This is a genomic window from Leifsonia sp. NCR5, from assembly GCF_002105485.1.
Classification (GTDB): domain Bacteria; phylum Actinomycetota; class Actinomycetes; order Actinomycetales; family Microbacteriaceae; genus Leifsonia.
Window position 1 is genome coordinate 116,216 of the sequence record NZ_NCSR01000011.1, and the last position, 20,256, is coordinate 136,471.

19 protein-coding genes are annotated in these 20,256 nt (G+C 69.1%); 9 read left to right on the forward strand and 10 right to left on the reverse strand.

The window, feature by feature from the left end:
- Window position 1: 1 nt before the first annotated feature.
- Window positions 2-847, reverse strand: coding sequence for an alpha/beta fold hydrolase (locus B7438_RS11245; protein ID WP_085369673.1), 846 nt, complete (start codon window positions 845-847; stop codon window positions 2-4).
- 72 nt (window positions 848-919) lie between these two features.
- Here B7438_RS11245 and B7438_RS11250 point away from each other — a divergent pair, with 72 nt between their 5' ends.
- Both B7438_RS11250 and B7438_RS11255 read left to right on the forward strand, forming a co-directional pair.
- Entirely contained in the window at window positions 920-1,351 is a 432-nt protein-coding gene (locus tag B7438_RS11250; RefSeq protein WP_085369675.1) for a MarR family winged helix-turn-helix transcriptional regulator, read from the forward strand.
- A gap of 5 nt (window positions 1,352-1,356) precedes the next feature.
- On the forward strand, window positions 1,357-2,655 hold the full coding sequence (locus tag B7438_RS11255; protein ID WP_085369676.1) for an MFS transporter: 1,299 nt from the start codon (window positions 1,357-1,359) through the stop codon (window positions 2,653-2,655).
- Between the two features lie 60 nt (window positions 2,656-2,715).
- Here the strand turns inward: B7438_RS11255 and B7438_RS11260 are convergent, their stop codons facing one another.
- From B7438_RS11260 to B7438_RS11290, 7 genes are all read right to left on the reverse strand, one after another.
- Complete coding sequence (locus tag B7438_RS11260; protein WP_085369678.1) at window positions 2,716-4,197, reverse strand: rhamnulokinase family protein; 1,482 nt, start codon at window positions 4,195-4,197, stop codon at window positions 2,716-2,718.
- Complete coding sequence (locus tag B7438_RS11265) at window positions 4,194-6,230, reverse strand: bifunctional aldolase/short-chain dehydrogenase (protein WP_256921988.1); 2,037 nt, start codon at window positions 6,228-6,230, stop codon at window positions 4,194-4,196. Before B7438_RS11265 ends, B7438_RS11260 begins: the two co-directional genes overlap by 4 nt.
- On the reverse strand, window positions 6,230-7,393 hold the full coding sequence (gene rhaI / locus B7438_RS11270; protein WP_085369681.1) for an L-rhamnose isomerase: 1,164 nt from the start codon (window positions 7,391-7,393) through the stop codon (window positions 6,230-6,232). The genes B7438_RS11265 and rhaI overlap by 1 nt, the downstream gene beginning before the upstream one ends.
- A 9-nt stretch (window positions 7,394-7,402) precedes the next feature.
- Window positions 7,403-9,721, reverse strand: coding sequence for an alpha-L-rhamnosidase (locus B7438_RS11275; protein ID WP_306293894.1), 2,319 nt, complete (start codon window positions 9,719-9,721; stop codon window positions 7,403-7,405).
- A 40-nt stretch (window positions 9,722-9,761) separates the two neighbouring features.
- Window positions 9,762-10,595: a carbohydrate ABC transporter permease gene (locus B7438_RS11280; protein WP_085369685.1), complete on the reverse strand. Its 834-nt coding sequence runs from the start codon at window positions 10,593-10,595 to the stop codon at window positions 9,762-9,764.
- Window positions 10,592-11,530, reverse strand: coding sequence for a carbohydrate ABC transporter permease (locus B7438_RS11285; protein ID WP_085369686.1), 939 nt, complete (start codon window positions 11,528-11,530; stop codon window positions 10,592-10,594). The genes B7438_RS11280 and B7438_RS11285 overlap by 4 nt, the downstream gene beginning before the upstream one ends.
- Before the next feature lie 106 nt (window positions 11,531-11,636).
- On the reverse strand, window positions 11,637-12,941 hold the full coding sequence (locus B7438_RS11290; protein WP_085369688.1) for an ABC transporter substrate-binding protein: 1,305 nt from the start codon (window positions 12,939-12,941) through the stop codon (window positions 11,637-11,639).
- A gap of 278 nt (window positions 12,942-13,219) precedes the next feature.
- Between B7438_RS11290 and B7438_RS11295 the strand changes: the two genes are divergently transcribed.
- From B7438_RS11295 to B7438_RS11310, 4 genes are all read left to right on the forward strand, one after another.
- On the forward strand, window positions 13,220-14,227 hold the full coding sequence (locus B7438_RS11295; RefSeq protein WP_085369689.1) for a LacI family DNA-binding transcriptional regulator: 1,008 nt from the start codon (window positions 13,220-13,222) through the stop codon (window positions 14,225-14,227).
- A 77-nt stretch (window positions 14,228-14,304) separates the two neighbouring features.
- Entirely contained in the window at window positions 14,305-15,096 is a 792-nt protein-coding gene (locus B7438_RS11300) for a nucleotidyltransferase domain-containing protein (protein ID WP_085369690.1), read from the forward strand.
- A 66-nt stretch (window positions 15,097-15,162) separates the two neighbouring features.
- Window positions 15,163-15,825, forward strand: coding sequence for a nucleoside/nucleotide kinase family protein (locus tag B7438_RS11305; RefSeq protein ID WP_085369691.1), 663 nt, complete (start codon window positions 15,163-15,165; stop codon window positions 15,823-15,825).
- A complete protein-coding gene (locus B7438_RS11310) occupies window positions 15,822-16,076 on the forward strand; it encodes a glutaredoxin family protein (protein ID WP_085369692.1) in 255 nt (84 codons plus the stop codon). Before B7438_RS11305 ends, B7438_RS11310 begins: the two co-directional genes overlap by 4 nt.
- Here the strand turns inward: B7438_RS11310 and B7438_RS11315 are convergent.
- The gene (locus B7438_RS11315) at window positions 16,073-16,699 is read right to left on the reverse strand and encodes an MBL fold metallo-hydrolase (RefSeq protein ID WP_085369693.1); all 627 of its coding nucleotides are present in this window, start codon (window positions 16,697-16,699) and stop codon (window positions 16,073-16,075) included. The two genes, B7438_RS11310 and B7438_RS11315, sit on opposite strands and share 4 nt — an antisense overlap.
- Window positions 16,700-16,812: 113 nt before the next feature.
- Between B7438_RS11315 and B7438_RS11320 the strand changes: the two genes are divergently transcribed.
- Both B7438_RS11320 and B7438_RS11325 read left to right on the forward strand, forming a co-directional pair.
- Window positions 16,813-17,784, forward strand: a complete 972-nt coding sequence (locus B7438_RS11320; protein ID WP_085369694.1) for an aldo/keto reductase — start codon at window positions 16,813-16,815, stop codon at window positions 17,782-17,784.
- Window positions 17,781-18,641 (forward strand): aldo/keto reductase, encoded by an 861-nt coding sequence (locus B7438_RS11325; RefSeq protein ID WP_085369695.1) that lies wholly within the window; start codon window positions 17,781-17,783, stop codon window positions 18,639-18,641. Before B7438_RS11320 ends, B7438_RS11325 begins: the two co-directional genes overlap by 4 nt.
- 95 nt (window positions 18,642-18,736) lie before the next feature.
- On the opposite strand, the gene B7438_RS11330 is transcribed toward B7438_RS11325, so the two are convergent.
- The gene (locus tag B7438_RS11330) at window positions 18,737-19,618 is read right to left on the reverse strand and encodes a LysR family transcriptional regulator (RefSeq protein WP_085369696.1); all 882 of its coding nucleotides are present in this window, start codon (window positions 19,616-19,618) and stop codon (window positions 18,737-18,739) included.
- 87 nt (window positions 19,619-19,705) lie between these two features.
- Here B7438_RS11330 and B7438_RS11335 point away from each other — a divergent pair, with 87 nt between their 5' ends.
- Window positions 19,706-20,242, forward strand: a complete 537-nt coding sequence (locus tag B7438_RS11335; RefSeq protein ID WP_085369697.1) for a GNAT family N-acetyltransferase — start codon at window positions 19,706-19,708, stop codon at window positions 20,240-20,242.
- Window positions 20,243-20,256 lie beyond the last annotated feature (14 nt).

Below are 20,256 nucleotides of genomic sequence, written 5' to 3' on the forward strand. Positions count from 1 at the left end.
GCTACACCCGGGACGGGATGCGGGCATCCAGCCAGGCGGTCAGGTCGGCCATGACCTCCGCCTTGTTCGTCTCGTTGTAGATCTCGTGCCGGGCGCCCGGGTAGACGATGGTGGTCACGTCGGTGAGCCCCGACCGCTTCTGGTATGCCTGCTCGAGTCTGCGGGCGCTCGCCTCGCCGCCGAGCGGGTCGTCTCCACCCACCTGGATGAGCAGCGGCAGGTCGCGCGGGAACGAGCGGGCCGGGCGGCCGAGCAGCCGGGAGGCGTCGAGCAGGCCGAACAGCTTGGCCAGCGGGACGGACGTGGTCAGCGGGTCGTCGACGAAGGCCTGGGCGACCGCGGGGTCACGGCTCAGCCACTCGACGCCGGTGGTGCCGAGGTGGGCGTGCCGCTTGTTCAGGTCGCCGCTGTTCATCGAGCCGAGCACCCGGTATGCGGTGCCGGAGAGCACGGCGGCGTCGTAGTCGCTGCTGTGTTTGTTGAGGATCATCTGACCCATCAGCGAGCCCCAGCTGTGGCCGAAGAACACGAGTGGGAGGTCCGGGTTCTGGTCGCGGATGATCCCGGAGAAGGCGTGCAGCGCATCCACGGCGGCCCGCAGACCGCCGACCCCCAGGTGCCCAAGCTTCTCCGGGTCGTTCCACTGGGCCATGCCGGTGCGGCCGTGGCCGCGGTGGTCGTCGGCGTACACGGTGTACCCGTTGGCGTTGAGATGCGCGGCGAGCTCCCGGTATCGACCGGCGTGCTCGCCGACACCGTGGGCGACCTGGACCACCGCACGGGGGGAGTCGACCGGATACACGTCGTAGGTGATCGGGATGCCGGCGGCGTCGTCGTAGGTGGGCACGTCGCCATTCTGGCGCACGCCGCAGGCGAACGGGATTTATTTAGCGAGACTAATTTGTTAGGCTAACGATGTATGGCTCAGCGACTCTCCACCCACGACCTCAGCACCGCCGTCCGCATCGCGGTGGCGCGCCTGTCCCGTCGGCTGCGCGCGGAGAAGGCGGACGACGAGCTGAGCGACACGCAGACCTCGGCGCTCGCGTTCCTGGTGCGCGAAGGTTCGGGCACTATCGGGCAGCTCAGCGACCACGAGCGGGTCAAGCCGCCGTCGATGAACCGCACCATCAACTGCCTCGAAGAGGCGGGCTACGTGCGCCGCACCCCGGACGCCGACGACGGCCGCAAGGTGGTCGTCGTGCCCACGGAGCAGGGCCTCGCCCTCGTGGCGGAGACCAGGCGGCGACGGGATGCGTGGCTGCACAAGCGACTCCGCACCCTCACGCCGGAGCAGCGCGCGACACTGGCGGAAGCCGCATCCATCCTGCGTGAGCTGGCCGATTCGTGAGTGCGATGTTCCGTTCGCTCTCCGGGGTGAACTATCGCATCTGGGCCGGCGGCGCGATCGTCTCCAACGTCGGCACCTGGATGCAGCGCACCGCCCAGGACTGGATCGTCCTCACCCAGCTCACCCACAACAACGCGGCCGCCGTCGGCTTCGTCATGGCGCTGCAATTCGGGCCGCAGCTGCTTCTCCTGCCCGTCACGGGATGGGCGGCCGACCACCTCGACCGCCGCAAGCTGCTCATGGCCACACAGGGGATGATGGGCACGCTCGGCCTCGGGCTGGGCATCCTGACCGTGACCGGGGTGGTGCAGCTGTGGCACGTCTACGTCTTCGCGCTGCTGCTCGGCTGCGTCGCCGCCTTCGATGCGCCGGCCAGGCAGACGTTCGTGTCCGAACTGGTGGCAGGGCCGAACCTGTCCAATGCGGTGGCCCTCAACTCGGCGTCGTTCAACATGGCGCGACTGCTCGGTCCGGCCGTCGCCGGCCTGCTGGTGGCGGTGGTCGGCGCTGGATGGGTGTTCCTCATCAACGCGGCGACGTTCGGAGCCGTGCTGCTGTCGCTGAAGTTCCTGCGGGTGGAGAAGCTGTACCGGTCCGAGCGTGCGAAGAAGCAGCGCGGCGGCCTGGTCGAGGGCTTCCGGTACGTGCGCCGCCGCCCGGACATCATGGTGATCCTGGTGATGGTGTTCCTGATCGGCACTTTCGGCCTCAACTTCCCGATCTTCATCTCGACGATGTCGGTGTCGGTGTTCCACGCCGGAGCGGGCGAGTACGGCCTGCTGTCGTCGATCATGGCGATCGGCTCCGTGGTGGGTGCCCTGCTTTCCGCCCGCCGCGAGCGTCCCCGCGTCGCCCTGCTCTTCGCCGGGGCCGCGTTCTTCGGCTTCGGCTGCGCCCTCGCCGCCGTGATGCCCGACTTCTGGCTGTTCGCTGTGGCGCTCATCGTCATCGGCGTCTCCTCGCAGACCCTGATGACCACGGCCAACGGCGTGGTGCAGATGACCACGGACCCGAAACTCCGCGGCCGCGTGATGGCGATCTACATGGCGATCTTCATGGGCGGCACCCCGGTCGGCGCCCCGATCGTCGGCTGGGTGGCCGACACGCTCGGCCCGCGGTGGGCGATGGGCGTGGGGGCAGCATCCGGTTTCGCGGCGGCGATCGTCGGCGTGTTCTACCTCGTCAAGTACCGCCACCTGCGCCTCCGCTTCGCGGCCTGGCGCCCGCGCTTCACCCTCTCGCCTCGCGAGGTCGCCCGCGAGGACCTCGCCGACACCGAGGCCACCGCCGCCCGCGCCTCCTAACCCACGGCGCCCGCCGCGAGATGCCAGCAAATGTCGCGCATCCCGGGCCTTTCGCGACAGTTAGTGGTGTCTCGCGAAGGCGGGGGCGTACTCGACCGGGGCGTGCGTGCGCAGCACGAGGGCGCGCAGCGCCTCCAGCGAGCCGCTGACCAGGCCGTGCGCCCGCGCCTGCACCAGCACGTTGCCGATGGCGGTCGCCTCGACCGGACCGGCGAGCACCGGCACGCCGCAGCGGTCGGCGACCAGCTGGCAGAGCAGCCGGTTCCGCGCCCCTCCGCCCACGATGTGCACCACGTCCACCCGACGACCGGACAGCTCGGCGGCCGCCCGCACCGCCGCCGCGAACGCCTCGGCCAGGCTCTCCACGATGCTCCGCACGTACTCGACCGGCCCAGCCGGTGCGGCCACCCCGTGCTCGGCGCACCACTCCGCGATCCGCGCCGGCAGGTCTCCCGGCGCCAGGAACCGTGGGTCGTTCGCATCGAAGACCGGCACCGGCACACCGGCACCCAACGCCTCGGCACGCTCCAGCAGCTCCACCAGGTCCACGTCCAGCCCGGCGTCGCGCCAGCTCCGGATGCTTTCGCTCAGCAACCACAGTCCCATCACGTTGTGCAGGAACCTGACGCGCCCATCCACCCCGCCCTCGTTGGTGAAGTTGGCGTCGCGCGCAGCAGCAGTCAGCACCGGATGCTCCAGCTCCACGCCCACGAGCCCCCAGGTCCCGCAGGAGATGTACGCCGCGTTCGAGCTCCGCATCGGAACCGCCACCACCGCGGACGCCGTGTCGTGCGAGCCGACCGCGGTCACCACCGGGCCGCCACCGCCACGACCACCGCCATCACCACCATCCGGGATGCGCACCTCGCCCCGCACACTCGGCAGCAGCGGACCGAGCACGGTCCCCGCATCCACCACCGGCCGGAACACTCCCCGCGGAAGCCCCAGCGTCTCGATCAGCGCCGCGTTCCACGCGCCATCCACCCCCAGCAACCCGGTCGTCGACGCATTCGTGCGCTCGGCGACGCGTTCGCCGCTCAGCCAGTACGCGATCAGGTCCGGGATGAGCAGCATCGTGTCCACCCCGTCGAGCCGCCCGACCGCGCGGTCGACCGCCAGCTGGTACAGCGTGTTGAACGGCAGGTACTGCAGCCCGTTCTGCCGGTACAGCTCGTCGGAGGGCACGCGCGCGTGCACCGCAGCCACTCCCGCCGCCGTCCGCTCGTCGCGGTAGTGGTACGGGATGCCCTGCAGCACTCCGCCGCGCAGCAGTCCGTAGTCGACGGCCCACGCATCCACCCCCACACTGACGATGCCCGGCTCGGCGTGCAGCGCATCCCGCAGCCCGCCGATCACGTTGCGGTACAGCTCGGGGATGTTCCAGTGCAGCGCCGCCCTGTCGCCCTCCCAGAGGGTGACGGGCGTGTTCGGGAACCGTGCGGCCTCGGTCAGGTCGAGCGTGTCCTGCCCGACCCTGCCGATCATGACCCGCCCGCTGGTCGCGCCGAGGTCGACGGCCGCGACGGTCCCCGTTCCGTTCATCGCAGGAACGCCGCCGCCACGCCGGCGTCCACCGGGATGTGCAGTCCGGTCGTGTGATCGAGGTCGGACGAGCACAGCACGAACACCGCGTTCGCGACGTGCTCCGGCAGCACCTCCCGCTTGAGCAGGGTGCGCTGCGCGTAGTACTGCCCGAGCTCCTCCTCCGGAACCCCGTACACCGCGGCGCGTTTGGCGCCCCAGCCGCCCGCGAAGATCCCGGAGCCGCGCACGACGCCGTCCGGGTTGATCCCGTTGACGCGCACCCCGTGCTCGCCGAGCTCGGCCGCGAGCAGCCGCACCTGGTGCGCCTGGTCGGCCTTCGTCGCCGAGTACGCGATGTTGTTCGGTCCGGCGAAGATCGAGTTCTTGGACGAGATGTAGACGATATCGCCGCCGAGCTTCTGGTCGATCAGCACCCGCGCGGCGGCGCGGGACACCAGGAAGGAGCCCTTCGCCATCACGTCGTGCTGCAGCTCCCAGTCGGCCACGGTGGTTTCCAGCAGCGACTTCGACAGCGACAGCCCGGCGTTGTTGACCACCAGGTCGAGCCCGCCGAACGCCAGCAGGGACGCATCCACTGCTGCCTGCACCGCGCGCTCGTCCGTGACGTCCGCCTGCACCCCGACGGCCACATCCGTCCCGCCGATCGACGCGGCGGCATCCTGCGCCTTCGCGAGGTCGAGGTCGGCGATGACGACGCACGCACCCTCCGCCGCGAGCCGGGTGGCGATGGCCTTGCCGATGCCGGATGCCGCACCCGTCACGAGCGCGATCCGTCCGGCGAGCGGTTTCGGCTTCGGCATCCGCGCCAGCTTCGCCTCCTCCAGCGCCCAGTACTCGATGCGGAACTTCTCGGCTTCGTCGATCGGCGCGTAGGTCGACAGCGCCTCCGCTCCGCGCATCACGTTGATGGCGTTCACGTAGAACTCGCCGGCCACCCGCGCCGTCTGCTTGTTCGCGCCGTAGCTGAACATCCCGACGCCGGGGATGAGCACGATCGCCGGGTCAGCGCCGCGGATCGCGGGCGACTCGGCGGTGGCGTGCCGGTCGTAGTAGGCCTGGTAGTCGGCCCGGTACGCCTGGTGCAGTTCTTCGAGCCGCGCCACCGAGTCCTCCACGGACGCGTCGGCGGGCAGGTCGAGCACCAGCGGCTTGACCTTCGTGCGCAGGAAGTGGTCAGGGCAGGAGGTGCCGAGCGCCGCCAGCCGTGGATGCTCGGAGCGCGCCAGGAAGTCGAGCACCGTCTCCGAGTCGGTGAAGTGCCCGACCTGCACCCTGTCCGTCGACGCCAGCGCCCGCAGGTGCGGGGCGAGCGCCGCCGCCTTCGCGCGCCGTTCCGCCTCCGGCAGGGCGCTGTAACCGTCCAGGACGGTTCCGAACGGCTCGTCCCTCCCGTACTCCGCGATGTACGCGGCGGCGGTCTCGATGATCCACAGTGAGTTCGCCTCCGCCTCCTCCGAGGTCGCGCCCCACGCGGTGATGCCGTGACCGCCCAGGATGCAGCCGATCGCCTCCGGATGCGCTGCCTTCAGCTCCGCGATGTCGAGCCCGAGCTGGAAGCCGGGACGCCGCCACGGCACCCACAGCACCCGTCCTCCGAACGCCTCAGCGGTCAGCCGCTCACCGTCTGCGGCCGTCGCGAACGCGATCCCGGAGTCGGGATGCAGGTGGTCGACGTGCGCGGCATCCACCAGCCCGTGCATGGCCGTGTCGATCGACGGCGCTGCGCCGCCCTTTCCGTGGAGCGTGTAATCGAACGCGGCGACCATCTCGTCCTCGCGCTCGACACCGGGGTACACGCCCACCAGCGCGCGCAGCCGGTCGAGCCGCAGCACGGCCAGCCCCGCCTCGGTCAGTGTGCCCAGGTCTCCGCCCGAGCCTTTCACCCAGAGCAACTCGACAGGCTCTCCGGTGACGGGATCGGTGTCCGTGCCCTTCGCGGACGTGTTGCCGCCCGCGTAGTTGGTGTTGCGCGGGTCGGCGCCCAGCCGGTTCGACCGGGCGATCAGCGCCTCCGCCGCCTCGCTGGCCATCAGGCGCCCCATCCCGCCTGCACGCCGCCGACCCTGTCCGCCTCGATCCGCTCCTGGTACCCGGATGCCGCATACGCCCTCATCGGATCGGCGGGCAGCCCGCGGGACTCGCGCCACTCGGCGAGCGCCGGGCGCACATCCGTGTAGAACGCGTCCATCAGGATGCCGTTGGCGCCGAGCACGTCGCCGGCGGCTTGGGCGGCGGAGAGCGCCTCCCTGTCGATCAGCAGCGCGCGGGCGGTCATCTCCTGCACGTTGAGCACCGACCGGATCTGGCCCGGGATCTTCTTCTCGATGTTGTGGCACTGGTCGAGCATGAACGCCACATCCGGGTTGTTGAGCCCGCCGCCGCGCACCACCTCGGCGATGATGCGGAACAGCTGGAACGGGTCGGCGGCGCCCACGATCAGGTCGTCGTCGGCGTAGAACCGCGAGTTGAAGTCGAACGAGCCGAGCTTCCCGAGCCGCAGCAGCTGCGCCACGATGAACTCGATGTTCGTGCCGGGCGCGTGGTGCCCGGTGTCCAGGCAGACGTACGCCTTGTCGCCGAGCGCGACGGTGTGCGCGTAGCTGGTTCCCCAGTCCGGAACGTCGGTGTGATAGAACGCCGGCTCGAAGAACTTGTACTCGAGCACGAGCCTCTGGTCATCGCCGAGCCGCTCGTAGATCGCGGCCAGCGACTCGACGAGACGGTCCTGCCTGGCCCGGATGTCGTCCTGGCCCGGATAGTTCGTGCCGTCCGCGAGCCAGATCTTCAGATCGCGACTGCCGGTCTGGTCCATCACGTCGATGCAGCGGAAGTGGTGGTCGATCGCCTTCTGCCTGATCGCCGGATCGCTGTGGGTCACCGAGCCGAGCTTGTACGCGTCGTCCTGGAACGTGTTCGAGTTCACCGTGCCGAGCGACACCCCGTTGTCCTCCGCGTGCTTGCGCAGGTCGGAGTACGAATCGACCACATCCCACGGGATGTGCAGCGCCACCTTCGGGGCGAGCCCGGTGTGCTTGTGCACCTGCGCGGCGTCCGAGATCTTCTCGAACGGGTCGCGCGGGGTGCCTGGCGACCCGAACACCTTGAACCGGGTGCCCGAGTTGCCGAACGCCCAGGATGGGAGCTCGATCGCCTGGTCGGCGAGGTCCGCTGCGATGGCGGTGAGGTCAGTCATGGTGCCTGGTCATTTCTCTGAAGCGGTGGCTGCGGTGAGCGCAGGAGCAGCGAAGGGGACGGTCACGGAGACGGGGCCTCCGCTGAGCTGCCGGTCGTCCTGGCCGGGCAGGCGGAGCACGCCGTCCACTCCGGCCGGGAGCTCGGCGTCGACGGTGAGCTCGTCGCCGTCGACGGTCCAGTGCACGGCAACGCGGCCGTGTGGGGTGTCGAGCGTCGTCTCCGCCTCGGTGATGCCGCCTCCGGGCTGCGGGGCGACGAGCACCTTCGCGTATCCGGGGGCGAGCGGGGCGAGACCGCCGACGACCCTGTGCATCCAGTCGGCGACCGCGCCGAGCGCGTAGTGGTTGAACGAGGTCATCTCGCCCGGGTTGATGGTGCCGTCCGGCAGCATCGAGTCCCAGCGCTCCCAGATCGTGGTCGCGCCCATCGTCACCGGGTAGAGCCACGACGGGCACTCGCGTTCGAGCAGGAGCCGGTACGCCGCATCCAGGTGCCCGGTCTTCGTGAGCGCGTCGGTGATGAACGGGGTGCCGGCGAACCCGGTGGAGATGCGGTAGCCGGCCTCGGCGCTGAGCTCGGCGAGCCGGGCGCCGGCGGCGGCCTCGTCGGAGGCGTCGAGCAGGCCGAACACGATGGCCAGCGCGTACACCGTGGTGCAGTCGCTCTTCACGACGCCGTCGTTCACGTATTCACGGTTGAACGCCTCGCGCAGGCCGGTCGCGATCCGCTCGAACTCCGCCTGCTCCTCCGTGCGGCCGAGCAGCGCCGCCGTCTCTGCGACGATCCGCGCAGAGTGGTACGCGCACGCGGTGGCCACCACACCCTTGTCCGCCTTGGCCTTCGCGGGGTCCTCCGGCGGAGCATCCGGGTCGAGCCAGTCGCCGAACTGGAAGTTGCCGTCCCAGACGCCTGCGGGAGACAGGAGCGATTTCACCCGGCGCACGTGACTGGCCATCGAGTCGAACTGGCGGCCGAGCACATCCTGGTCGCCGTATGCCTGGTAGAGCGTCCAGGGCACCCAGACGGCCGCGTCGCTCCAGATCGCCGTGGAGTCGGCAGGGCCGAACTCGGTCGGGATCTCGCCGTCGGTGTACTTGAGCACATCCGGGATGACGAACCCGACGATGCCGTCGTGGTGCCGCTGCTCCGCATCGAGGTCGATCAGCCAGTCCGAGAGGAAGGAGTCGACGTCGAAGAGGAAGGCGGCCGTCGGCGCGAACGCGGCGATGTCGCCTGTCCAGCCGAGTCGTTCGTCGCGCTGCGGGCAGTCGGTCGGCACGTCGACGAAGTTGCCGCGCATCCCCCAGACCACGTTCTCGTGGAACTGGTTCAGCATCGGGTCGGAGCTGCGGAAGGTGCCGATGCGCTCCAGGTCGGAGCCGATGGCGACGGCGGTCAGGTCGTCCGCCGTCAGCTCGCCCGGCCATCCGGAGACCTCCGCGTAGCGGAAGCCGTGGAAGGTGAACGTCGGTTCGAACACGTCGTCGCCGCCGCTCAGGATGTAGCGGTCGGTGGCGAGCGCGGAGCGCAGCGGCCGGGTGCCCAGCTCGCCGTGCTCGAGCACCTCCGCGTGCCGGATGGTGACCTCGGCGCCCTCGGCGCCCCGGACGGAGACGCGCACCCAGCCGACGAGGTTCTGCCCGAAGTCCACCAGCGTCTTGCCCGACGGCGATGTGCTGATCTCCACGACCGGCAGCTCGTTCCAGCGGTGGACGCGCGGCCCGACGTACGGGGTCAGGATGGCCGTGTCGAAGTCCAGCGCGTGAACGCCCACCCAACCGTCGCCCGCGAAGCCGGCGGAAAGCCAGGAGTCGTCTCTGCGGCGGGCGTCGATGGTCTCCCCGTCGTAGAGGTCGTTGGCGAGCACCGGGCTCGGTCCTGCGGTCCATGCGCCGTCGGCGTCCGTCACGACCGTCTGCGTCGAGCCGTCGGCGAAGGTGACCTCCAGCTGCGCGAACGCGCCGAGCTCCGAGCCGTAGAAGCCGGAGCGTCCCGTCCAGCCGAGCCTGCCGCGGTACCAGCCGTTTCCGAGGGCGATGCCGAGCACGCCGACACCCTCCGCGCTCCCCGCGTCGCCGGCCAGCAGGTCTGTCACGTCGTACTCCGCATAGCGCAGGCGCCACTCGTAGCTGCTCCATCCGGGAGTCAGCAGGTCGTCGGAGACGGGGCGGCCGTTCAGCCACGCCTCCACCACGCCGAGCGCGCTCAGGGTGAGGGTCGCGGTCGTCACGGCGCCGTGGCTGCCGTCGATGTCGAACTCGCGGCGGAGCAGCGGTGCCCCGTCGAAGTCGTCGTCTGCGGCGATCATGCGAGCTTGCCAGTTCATTGATGTCACTCCAGTGTTCTCGTTCGTGGTCACGGTGATGTCAGCCCTTGACGGCGCCGCTGGTGATACCGGCGACGATCTGCCTGTTGAAGAAGATGTATGCGATGAGCGGCGGGATGGTGATGAGGAAGATGGCCATGAAGAGCAGGTTGTAGAAGCTCAGGTTCTGGCCGGAGAAGGTGTACAGCGCGAGCTGTACCGTCACGTTCTGGTCGCCGGGGAGGAAGTAGAGCGGTCCGGCGAAGTCGTTGAAGACGAACACCGACTGCACGACGATCACGGTCACCACGACCGGGCGCAGCAGCGGGAGCACCACCCGGAAGAAGAGCCGGATCGGGCCGGAACCGTCGAGCACCGCCGCCTCGTCCAGCTCCCTCGGGATGTTCCCGACGAACGCCCGGAACAGCAGGATGCAGAACGAGAGCCCGAAGGTCGCCTCGACCAGGATCATCCCGGGCATCGTGCCGAAGAGCTGCAGCCCCTGCAGTACCCAGATGGTCGGGACCACGGCGGGAGGCACGATCAGCCCGGCGAGCACGAAGAAGTTGACGACGGGGCCCCACTTGCTCTTCTTGCGGGCGAGAACGTACCCGGCCATCGCCGACAGCACCACCATGATCGCGACAGCGCCGATGGTGAGGATCGCGCTGTTGATGATGGCGCGCCAGATGACGCCGTCGTTGGAGTTCAGCGTCTCCCAGAAGTTCTGGAAGAACAGGAACTCCTTCGGCCAGGAGAACGCGAGGTTCGATGCCTCCGCAGGGGACTTCGCCGCCTGCAGCAGCACGAAGACGAACGGGACGAGGAAGACGACGACGGAGACGACGATCGCGATGATGCCGACGATCCAGGCCCTGGTGCGCTCGCGGCTCACAGCTCCACCTGCTTTCTGTTGAGGAAGTACGAGAGCGGCACCATGATCACCGTGACGACGAGGAACAGGACGACGTTGCCGGCGGTCGACAGACCGTAGAAGCCCGCCTGGTACTGCTTGTAGATCACGGAGGCGATCACGTCGCTGGTGAAGCCCGGGCCGCCTCCCGTGGTGGCCCAGATGATGTCGAACGACCGCAGGCCGCCGATCAGCGACAGGATGATGACGGTCGCCGTCGCGCCGCGGGTCAGCGGCATCGTGATCTGGCGCAGGATCTTCCAGGAGCTCGCCCCGTCGATCTTGGCCGCCTCGAAGTACTCGTTCGGGATGGCGACGATGCCCGCCATGAAGATCAGGGTCGCGATGCCGACACCCTTCCAGATGTCGACGCCGGCGATGGAGTAGAGCGCGAGGTTCGGGTCGGTGAACCAGCCGGGCTGCGGGAGCCCGAAGAATCCGAGGACGGCGTTGACCATCCCGTGGAAGGGGTCGAGCAGCGATTTCCACATGATGCCGACGCCGATGGTGGAGAGCAGCACGGGGAAGAAGACGACGGCCCTGAGGTAGCCGCGGCCGACGATCGGCCCGGTGAGCAGGATCGCGAGGAAGAAGCCGATGATGACCTTCGCACCCGACGTGATCACCGCGTAGATCAGGGTGTGGATGAAGCTCGTGTAGAGCTGAGGGTCACGGAAGAACTGGACGAAATTGTCGAAGCCGATGAACTGCGAGTCGAACAGCGACCAGCGGGTCAGCGAGAAATAGAACGACGAGAACGTCGGGATGGCGAAGAACACGACGTAGAGCGCGACCGCCGGGATGAAGAACCAGGTCGGGTAGTACGACTTGATCGGTCGCCGCTTCTTCGGTGGCGGCGCGATGTCCGCGATGATGTCGGCCGCTTGGATGGCGGTCGCTGGGTTGGCCGTCGACATGTTTTACTCCTCGTCGAGTTCAGTGCGATGGTGCTGTGGTGCTGTGCGGGGCCGACGGCCGTGGCCATCGGCCCCGCGGTGCTGCGCAGTGCTGCGTCGTCCCGGGTTACCAGCCCTTGAGGCCGAGCTGCTGCGCCTGCGCCTTCACATCGTTGTCGTAGAGCGCAGCGCCCGCCTTGGCATCCGTGATGCCGGAGCCGACCTGGATGAGGATCTTCTCCAGGTTCGGTCCCTTGATCGGGGAGAGGAACTCGAGCGCCAGCCCGGTCTGCTTGGCCTCCTGGTACTTCAGCTCGTCCGCGACGAGGGCGGGAGCGTCATCCGGGAGCTTGCAGCTGCTGATCGCGAACGGCCCGGCGGGGACACCGGCCGAGTTCTGCACGTCGCAGCCCTTCGGCGAGTTGATGAACGCCACCAGCTTCTTGGCCGCGGTCAGCTTGTCGCCCGTCGTCGACTTCGGGATGTACGCGCCGTTCGCCTCCCAGACCGTCGCCTGGCCTTCGCCGGAGTCGGCGGGCATCGCGAAGTAGCCGATGTCGTTGACCTGGTCGGGGTTGCTCTGCACCACGTTGCTGATCACCGCGGTGATCATCGGGTACTGCGCCGCTTCGCCGGTGGCGAGCAGCTTGAGCGCGTTCACGTTGGTCAGGGACGCGTAGTCCTTGTTCATCAGACCCTTGTCGAAGACCTCCTGCGTGTGCGTGAAGCCGGCGAGCGCGGGCGGGTCGACGTACTTGGCCTTGTTCTCGGTGTACTTCGTCGCCCACTCGGGATCCTGCTTGCTGATGTTGGCGAAGTCGGCGAGGACGAAGAGCTGGCTGGTCCAGGTGTCCCCGTACGACTGGAGCACCGGGATGATGCCCGCCGCCTTGATCTTCTCGCTGTTGCTGATGAACTCGGCCCAGGTCTTCGGCACGGTCAGACCGAGCTTCTCGTAGACCTTCTTGTTGTACATGATGCCGCCGTTGAAGGTCGTGCCCCACGGTGCGCCGTATGTCGCCTTCGACGTGCTGACGGTCTTCTTGAAGTCGGGGGTCAGTTCCTTCACCCATGCCTCGTCGGTGAGGGGCTGAAGCTGCGTGTCCGGGTTGAGCGCCTGGAACAGCGATCCGGAGTTGTAGAGGAAGACGTCGTCCATCGTGCGGGTGGAGAGCCTGGTCTTGATCAGGTTGTCGCCGTCCGTGCCGCCTGGCCGCGTGTTCACCTTGACCTTGATCGACGGGTTCTCCTTCATGAATCCGTCGGCGATCGACTTGGCGAACTTGGTCGCAGCTGGGTCGTTTCCGCCGGCCATGAGGGTGATGGACGATCCGCCGCCGCCGCTCGATGAGCAGGCGACGAGGGTGGCGGCCAGCACGGCTGTGCTGGCGACTGTGGCGGCAACGCGAGCTGCCGTCCTTCGAGAGAACATGAATACCTCCTTGTATTGGCGCTGCAGGTCCCAGAGTGCGCGCTGGGGTTCGCATTGAAACGCTTCATTTGAAGATAGGGGGCCGGTCGAGGGAGGTCAACACGCGATTGTAACGATTCAGTAACGAGCCGACGTTTGTTGTCTTTCCCGGCAATTCACACGGGATGCGGGGAAGGACTATGGTTCAACCCATCGGCAGCCAGCGCCGCCAGCGATTCGTCGCAGGGGCGACGCGCGTTAACGATTCAATGTCCTAAACTGCGATCGGGAGGGCGATCATGGCATCGGCGAGCGTGAAGGATGTGGCCGCACTGGCCCGCGTCTCCATCGGCACCGTCTCGAACGTGCTGAACCGCCCGGAGATCGTCTCCCCGGAGACGGTGGAGCGGGTCACCCTGGCGATGGAGAAGCTGTCATACGTGCGCAACGAGGCGGCCAGGCAGCTCCGCGTCGGCCACAGCAACGCGCTCGGCCTGATCACCCTGAGCGGCAGCAACCCGTTCTTCACCGAGCTGACCACCGCCGCAGAAGACGGCGCAGCCCTGGCCGGATACTCGGTCATCGCGGGCAACAGCGACGAGAAGAAGGAACGCGAGTCCGGCTACCTCACCCTGTTCGAGGAGCTGCGCGTCCGCGGCGTGCTCATCTCCCCGGTGGGCAACGTGGCGCCCAGGCTGCGCCGGATGCGCGACCGCGGCATCCCGTCGGTGCTCGTCGACCGGGTGAGCAAGGACGTGTCGATCAGCTCGGTTTCGGTGGACGACATCGCCGGCGGAGCGCTGGCCGCCCAGCACCTGATCGACACGGGCAGGCGACGGATCGCGTTCGTCGGAGGCCCGCTCGAGATCCGGCAGGTGAGTGACCGTCTGCAGGGCGCGCGGCAGGCCGTCGCCGCGCATCCGGGTGTCACCATCGAGGCGATCACACTCCCCGCGCTGACCGTGCAGGAGGGCCGCCGGGCGGGCGACGCCATCGTGGACCGCTCCCCCGCCGAGCGCCCGGACGCCGTCTTCGCCGCGAACGACCTCCTCGCGATCGGGCTGCTGCAGGCCCTGTTCATGCAGGGCAAGATCGCCATCCCAGATGAGATCGCGCTGGTCGGTTACGACGACATCCTGTTCGCGAGCGCATCGGTGGTCCCGCTCACCTCGATCCGTCAGCCGAGCCGCCTCATCGGCGAGACCGCCGTCGACATCCTGCTCGAAGAGGCGGACGACCCCGACCTCGAACCCCGTCAGATCCTGTACCAGCCGGAGCTGGTCGTCCGGGCGAGCAGCTCGGACTGACCCCGGCCGCCGTCGCCCCAGGCGCCATCACCGTCGTCCGCGCATTGAAGCGATTCACCCCGAATGGAGACCCACCGTTGCTGCACCATGACCAGGCCATCGAACGCTACCTCGCCCGCGAGACGGCACGGCCGGACACCGTCGCCGTCATCCTCACCGGCTCCGTCGCGCGCGGCACGGAGCGCGTCGACTCGGACGTCGACCTCTACCTCGTCGTGACCGAGGAGCGCTGGGCGGACGCCGACGCCGCCGACCTCCTGATGTACACCGAGGATGACGACATCGGCTACGACGGCGGCTACTTCGACGTCAAGCTCGCCACCCTGTCCTACCTCGACGATGCCGCCGACCGCGGCGACGACCCGGTGCGCGACTCCTTCGCCGCATCCCGGGTCGTCTTCAGCCGCGTCGACGACCTGGATGCACGCATCGCCCGCATCCACCCGTCGTCCCTCCCTGAGGCCGAGTGGGACGCCAAGGTGGCGTCGTTCCTCGCGCAGGCCAGGCTGTACGGAGGGTATTTCCTGCAGCAGGCGGCCGCGAGCGGCGATCAGCTGCTGTTGCGGCACGCGTCCGTGCACCTCGTCACCTCGGCCGCGCGGGCGCTGCTCGCGGCCAACCGCGTCGCGTTCCCCGGCCCCAAATACCTGACGAAGCTCGTCGCCGGGCTGGACAGCAAGCCCGACGGTTTCGACGCCCTGCTCACGGCCGTACTCGCCGATCCGACCCCCGCCACCGCCGACGCGCTCCTCGCCTCGCTGGAAGCCTTCACCGGAGACCTGCTCCCGCCCGCGCACACGCTCTCCCGTTTCGCCCGGGACAACGAGCTCGCCTGGCGCTACCGCACCGCGCCGCCCGAGTACTCCTGACGTTCACCGCGCACGCGCTCGCGCACCGCGCACCGCGCACCGGCCTCGATGCCCGAGAATAAGGGGATGAGCGAAGCCGGAGCAGCACGGGCGGAAGAGCTGCTGCTGGCAGCACAGGGCGGCCGCGTGCTGCTCGGGATCGCCGGCAGCCCCGGCTCAGGCAAGACGACGCTGGCCCGCACCATCGTCGAGCGGGTGAACGAGCGCGCGGGCGGCCGCCCGCTCGCCGCGCACCTCCCGATGGACGGCTTCCACCTGGCCAACACGACCCTGGATGCGCTGGGCCGCCACGACCGCAAGGGCGCGATCGACACGTTCGACGCCTGGGGTTTCGTCGCCACCCTCCACCGGGTCGCCGCCGAGCAGACGCACACCGTCTACGTGCCGGCGTTCGAGCGCGCCGTGGACGAGCCGGTCGCCGCCTCCATCGCCATCGAGCCGGAGACGCGGCTGGTGGTTGTGGAGGGCAACTACCTGCTGGCCGACGCCGAGCCGTGGTCGCGCATCCCGAGCCTGCTGGCGGAGAGCTGGTTCGTGTCGACGCCGGAGGACGTGCGGCTCGCGAGACTGATCGACCGGCACACCCGCCACGGCCGCACCCCGGAGGCGGCGGAGGCGTGGGCCCGCGAGGTCGACGGCGCCAACGCCGCCATCATCGAGCCCAGCCGGATGCGCGCGACCCGCCTCGTGGACGGCTCCCAGCCGGAAGCGCTTAGGCTCGATGAATGACTTCCGCTGAAACCTACGAAAAAGTGACCATGTTCGGCGCCGACTGGTGCCGCGACTGCATCCGCTCGAAGGCCCTCCTCGACCGCCTCGGCGCCGACTACGACTACGTCGACCTGGTCGCGACCCCGGAGAAGGCCGACGTTGCCCTCTCGATCAGCGGCCGCACGAACATCCCGGTCATCGTCTTCCCCGACGGTTCCCACCTGGTGGAGCCGACGGACCCGGAGCTGGAGGCGGCGCTCAGCCGCTAGGCCAACCGGTCCGGGGCTCCGTGCCCCGGGCACACCAGCCGCGGGCGACGGGATGCGATCAGCTCGGTCGTCGCCAGCGCCTGCGCTTTGTCGCTGATCAGCAGCCGCGGCATCTGCACGAGCCTGCCCTTCGAGACGCGCACGGCATCCCCGGCGAAGATCACGCCCCGCCACTCCACGACGACGTGGCCGTCGGTGTGCCCGGGAGCGGGGATGGCGACGAGGCCGGGCAGGATCTCCGTCTCGGCAGCATCCGGGAGTTCGTGCAGGTCGGCCGGCACCTCGGTCTTCGGGTAGACGCGGCCGAGGAACCTCCGGAAGCCGGTCGACGGCGGCGTCTCTCCGCGCAGCACGGCGGCGTCGGCGCGGCCGATCCAGACCCGGGCGCCCGTCTCGCGCTGCAGCGCGGCGGCCGATCCGGCGTGGTCGGGGTCGTAGTGCGTGAGGACGATGTCCGTCACCGGCGGCAGGCCGCGCGCCTCGCGGAGCTCGGCGGCCAGTTTCGCCGCACCGCCCGGGGTTCCGGTGTCGATGACGACAGCGGCGTCTCCGGTGTCGACGAGGTACGCGTTGGCGCCGGTGGCCTTCTGCAGGCGGTAGACGCCGTCGGTGAGGAGCTGCATGCGCTCAGCTTCGCACCGTCGCCCGGGAGGCGCATCCATTCAGTTGCCACCCTGCACAATGTCATCCACATCTCCTGTTGGACAGCTGACTCGGGCGGGCGGATGCTGACGGTATGGAGTACACACATCTGGGCCGGTCCGGCCTGAAAGTCTCTCGACTCGCACTCGGCACGATGAACTTCGGTCCGCAGACCAGCGAGGACGACTCGTTCGCCATCATGGATGCTGCGCACGGGTACGGCATCAACTATTTCGACACGGCCAACGTCTACGGGCAGCACCGCGGCAAGGGCGCGACGGAGTCGATCATCGGCGACTGGTTCGCGAAGGGTGACGGCCGCCGTGAGCGCACGGTGCTGGCCACCAAGCTCTACGGCGACATGGGCGACTGGCCCAACGACGGCAAGCTGTCCGCCCTGAACATCCGGCGCGCGCTGGACGCCAGCCTCAGCAGGCTGAAGACGGACTACATCGACATCTACCAGTTCCACCACGTCGACAGGGACACCCCGTGGGACGAGATCTGGCAGGCGATGGAGGTCGCCGTCGCGCAGGGCAAGATCCTGTACGCGGGTTCGAGCAACTTCGCCGGCTGGCACATCGCCACCGCGCAGGCGGAGGCCCGCAAGCGCAACTACACCGGCCTGGTCAGCGAGCAGTCGATCTACAACCTCCTGACCCGTCAGGTGGAGCTCGAAGTGCTGCCGGCCGCTCAGGCGAACGGTGTGGGCGTCATCGCCTGGTCGCCGCTTCACGGTGGCCTCCTCGGCGGGGTCGTGCGCAAGCAGAACGAGGGCAAGCGCCGCCTGGAAGGGCGCGCCGCGGAGACCCTCGAGAAGCACCGGGATGCTGTGGAGGCGTACGAGGCGTTCGCCGACGAGCTCGGCCACGAGCCGGGAGACATCGCGCTCGCCTGGCTGCTCGCGCAGCCGGCCGTGACGGCGCCGATCATCGGGCCGCGCACGATGGAGCAACTGGATGCGGCGGTCCGTGCCGTCGACGTCACCCTCGACGAGGCCGCACTTGCGCGCCTCGACGAGATCTTCCCTGGCCACAAGACAGCACCGGAGGACTACGCCTGGTGAGAACACGCAGAATCGCCGACGTCGAGGTGAGCGCGATCGGCCTGGGCGGCATGCCCATGTCGATCGAGGGCCGCCCGGACGAGGACCGCTCCATCGCCACCATCCACGCCGCGCTCGACGCGGGCGTCACCTTCATCGACACGGCGGACGCATACCATCTGCACGCCGACGAGGTCGGTCACAACGAGTCGCTGATCGCCGGTGCCGTGCGCAGCTGGGGCGGGGACGCATCCACTGTTCTGATCGCCACCAAGGGCGGCCACCTCCGTCCCGGCGACGGCAGCTGGTACGTCGACGGCCGCCCGGAGTACATCAAGGAGGCCGCGAAGGCGTCGCTCGCGCGGCTCGGCGGCGACGCGATCGGGCTGTACCAGTTCCACCGTCCGGACCCCGAGGTGCCGTACGAGGACTCGGTCGGCGCGATCCGCGACCTGCTCGACGACGGCGTGATCCGCCTCGCCGGGATCTCGAACGCGAACCCCGAGCAGATCCGTCAGGCGCAGGAGATCCTCGGCGGCCGTCTCGCGTCGGTGCAGAACCAGTTCTCGCCGGCCTTCCGGTCGAGCGAGCCCGAACTGGAGTTGGCCGACGAGCTGGGCATCGCGTTCCTGCCGTGGAGCCCGCTCGGCGGCATCACGTCCGCCGCGGCGCTCGGCGACCGGTTCGCGCCGTTCCAGCAGGTGGCGGATGCGCGTGGCGTCAGCCCGCAGGTCGTCGCGCTCGCCTGGCATCTCGCCAAGAGCCCGCACGTCATCCCGATCCCCGGAGCATCCCGCCCGGAGTCGATCCGTGACTCGGCGACGGCGGCCGACCTGACCCTCACACCCGAGGAGCTGGCGGCGCTCGACGTCGCCTGACCCGCGCCGCGTGACCCGCGCGGCACATTCGGGTCCGGCGTCATTCGCGACACCTCGGTGTCACCGGCGAGTGGCGTCGGGCTCGAGTGCTGCGTTTACGCGGCGGCTCCGACCGGCTGCAACTGCCGCAGGAAAGCGCCGGCCGCCGGGCTGGGCTCTTCGGCCACCGCCACCGCCACGTTCCAGGCCGGAACGTCGCCGCGCAGCCCGACCGCCTTCAGCTGCTCCGGACGTTTGCGAGCGAAGCTCGCGGGCACGATCGCGACGCCGAGGTTGTAGCCCACCAGGTCGAGCAGCGGATGCACGTCGTTGACCTCCATCGCCGCCCGGTAGTCGAACCCGGCAGCAGCGAACGCCCGCCGCGCGAGCGCCTGCGCACCCCAGCCTTCCTGGAAACCGATCAGCGCCTCTCCGCGCAGACTCTCCAACGGGATGCTCGACTCGGCCGCGAACCGGTGGTCGGGGTGGCAGAGCACCAGCATCTCCTGAGTGCTCAGCTGTCGCAGCTGCACACCGGCGGGCGTGTGGCCGGTGTCGACGACCAGGGCGACGTCGACGCGGCCCCCGGCGACCGCATCCACCAGCTCGACGGATCCGGAGTAGCGCAGCCGCACCTCCACGCCGGGGTTGGCCGTGCGGAACGACGCGAGCTCGGCGGGGAGGTCGACCGAGCCGAGGCACGGCTCAGCTCCGATGGTGAGACGGCCGCGCACCAGGCCGCGCACGGCGGCGACGGCGTTGCGGGCCGCTGCCGCGCTGGCGAGCGTGCGTACGGAGTCGGCGAGCAGCGCTTGTCCTGCGGTGGTCAGCTCCACGCGACGCGTGCTGCGGATGAACAGGGAGGTGCCGAGCTCCTGCTCAAGCGACCGGATGGACGCGGACAGTCCGGACTGCGAGATCTGCAGCAGTTCCGCCGCGCGTGTGAAGTGTCGTTCCTCCGCCACCGTGACGAAGTGCTCGAGCTGCCGGAGTTCCATTCAGCAATGGTACGACTGAATCGGGGGCGGCTTGACCGCATCCACTGATGGTTGCCGCCGCGCGGGACGATCGGCTAGGAATGACCCATGCTTACTGGCAGCACGGTGGGACTGAGGGCCCGGCACGAAGAGGACATCCCGATCTTGCTGAAGGAGATGTGGGACGACGTCGTCGTCGGCTCCCACGCGGAGGGCAGCCCGTGGCGTCCGATCTCTCCCGGTTCGGACGACCCCCGACTGAAGGCGGGCACGTCCGACGACGATGTGGTGCGGTTCTCGATCGTCGAATTGGCCGGAGGAACGCTGATCGGCGCTGCCACCCTCTGGGGCATCGACACGCACAACCGCTTCGCCCACATCGGGCTGGGCCTGACCCCCGCGGCGCGCGGGCACGGCTACGGCACAGACGTGGTGGCGGTGCTCACGCACTACGGTTTCGTGGTGCGCGGACTGCACCGGCTGCAGATCGAGACGCTGGCGGACAACACGGCCATGCTGCGGGCGGCGGAGAGCAACGGCTACGTCCGTGAGGGAACGACCCGCGCGTCTGCGTGGGTGCTCGGCGAGTTCATCGACGAGGTCATCCTGGGCCTGCTCGCCGCGGAATACGCGCCGCGGGCCTGAGCACCGTCAGCCCA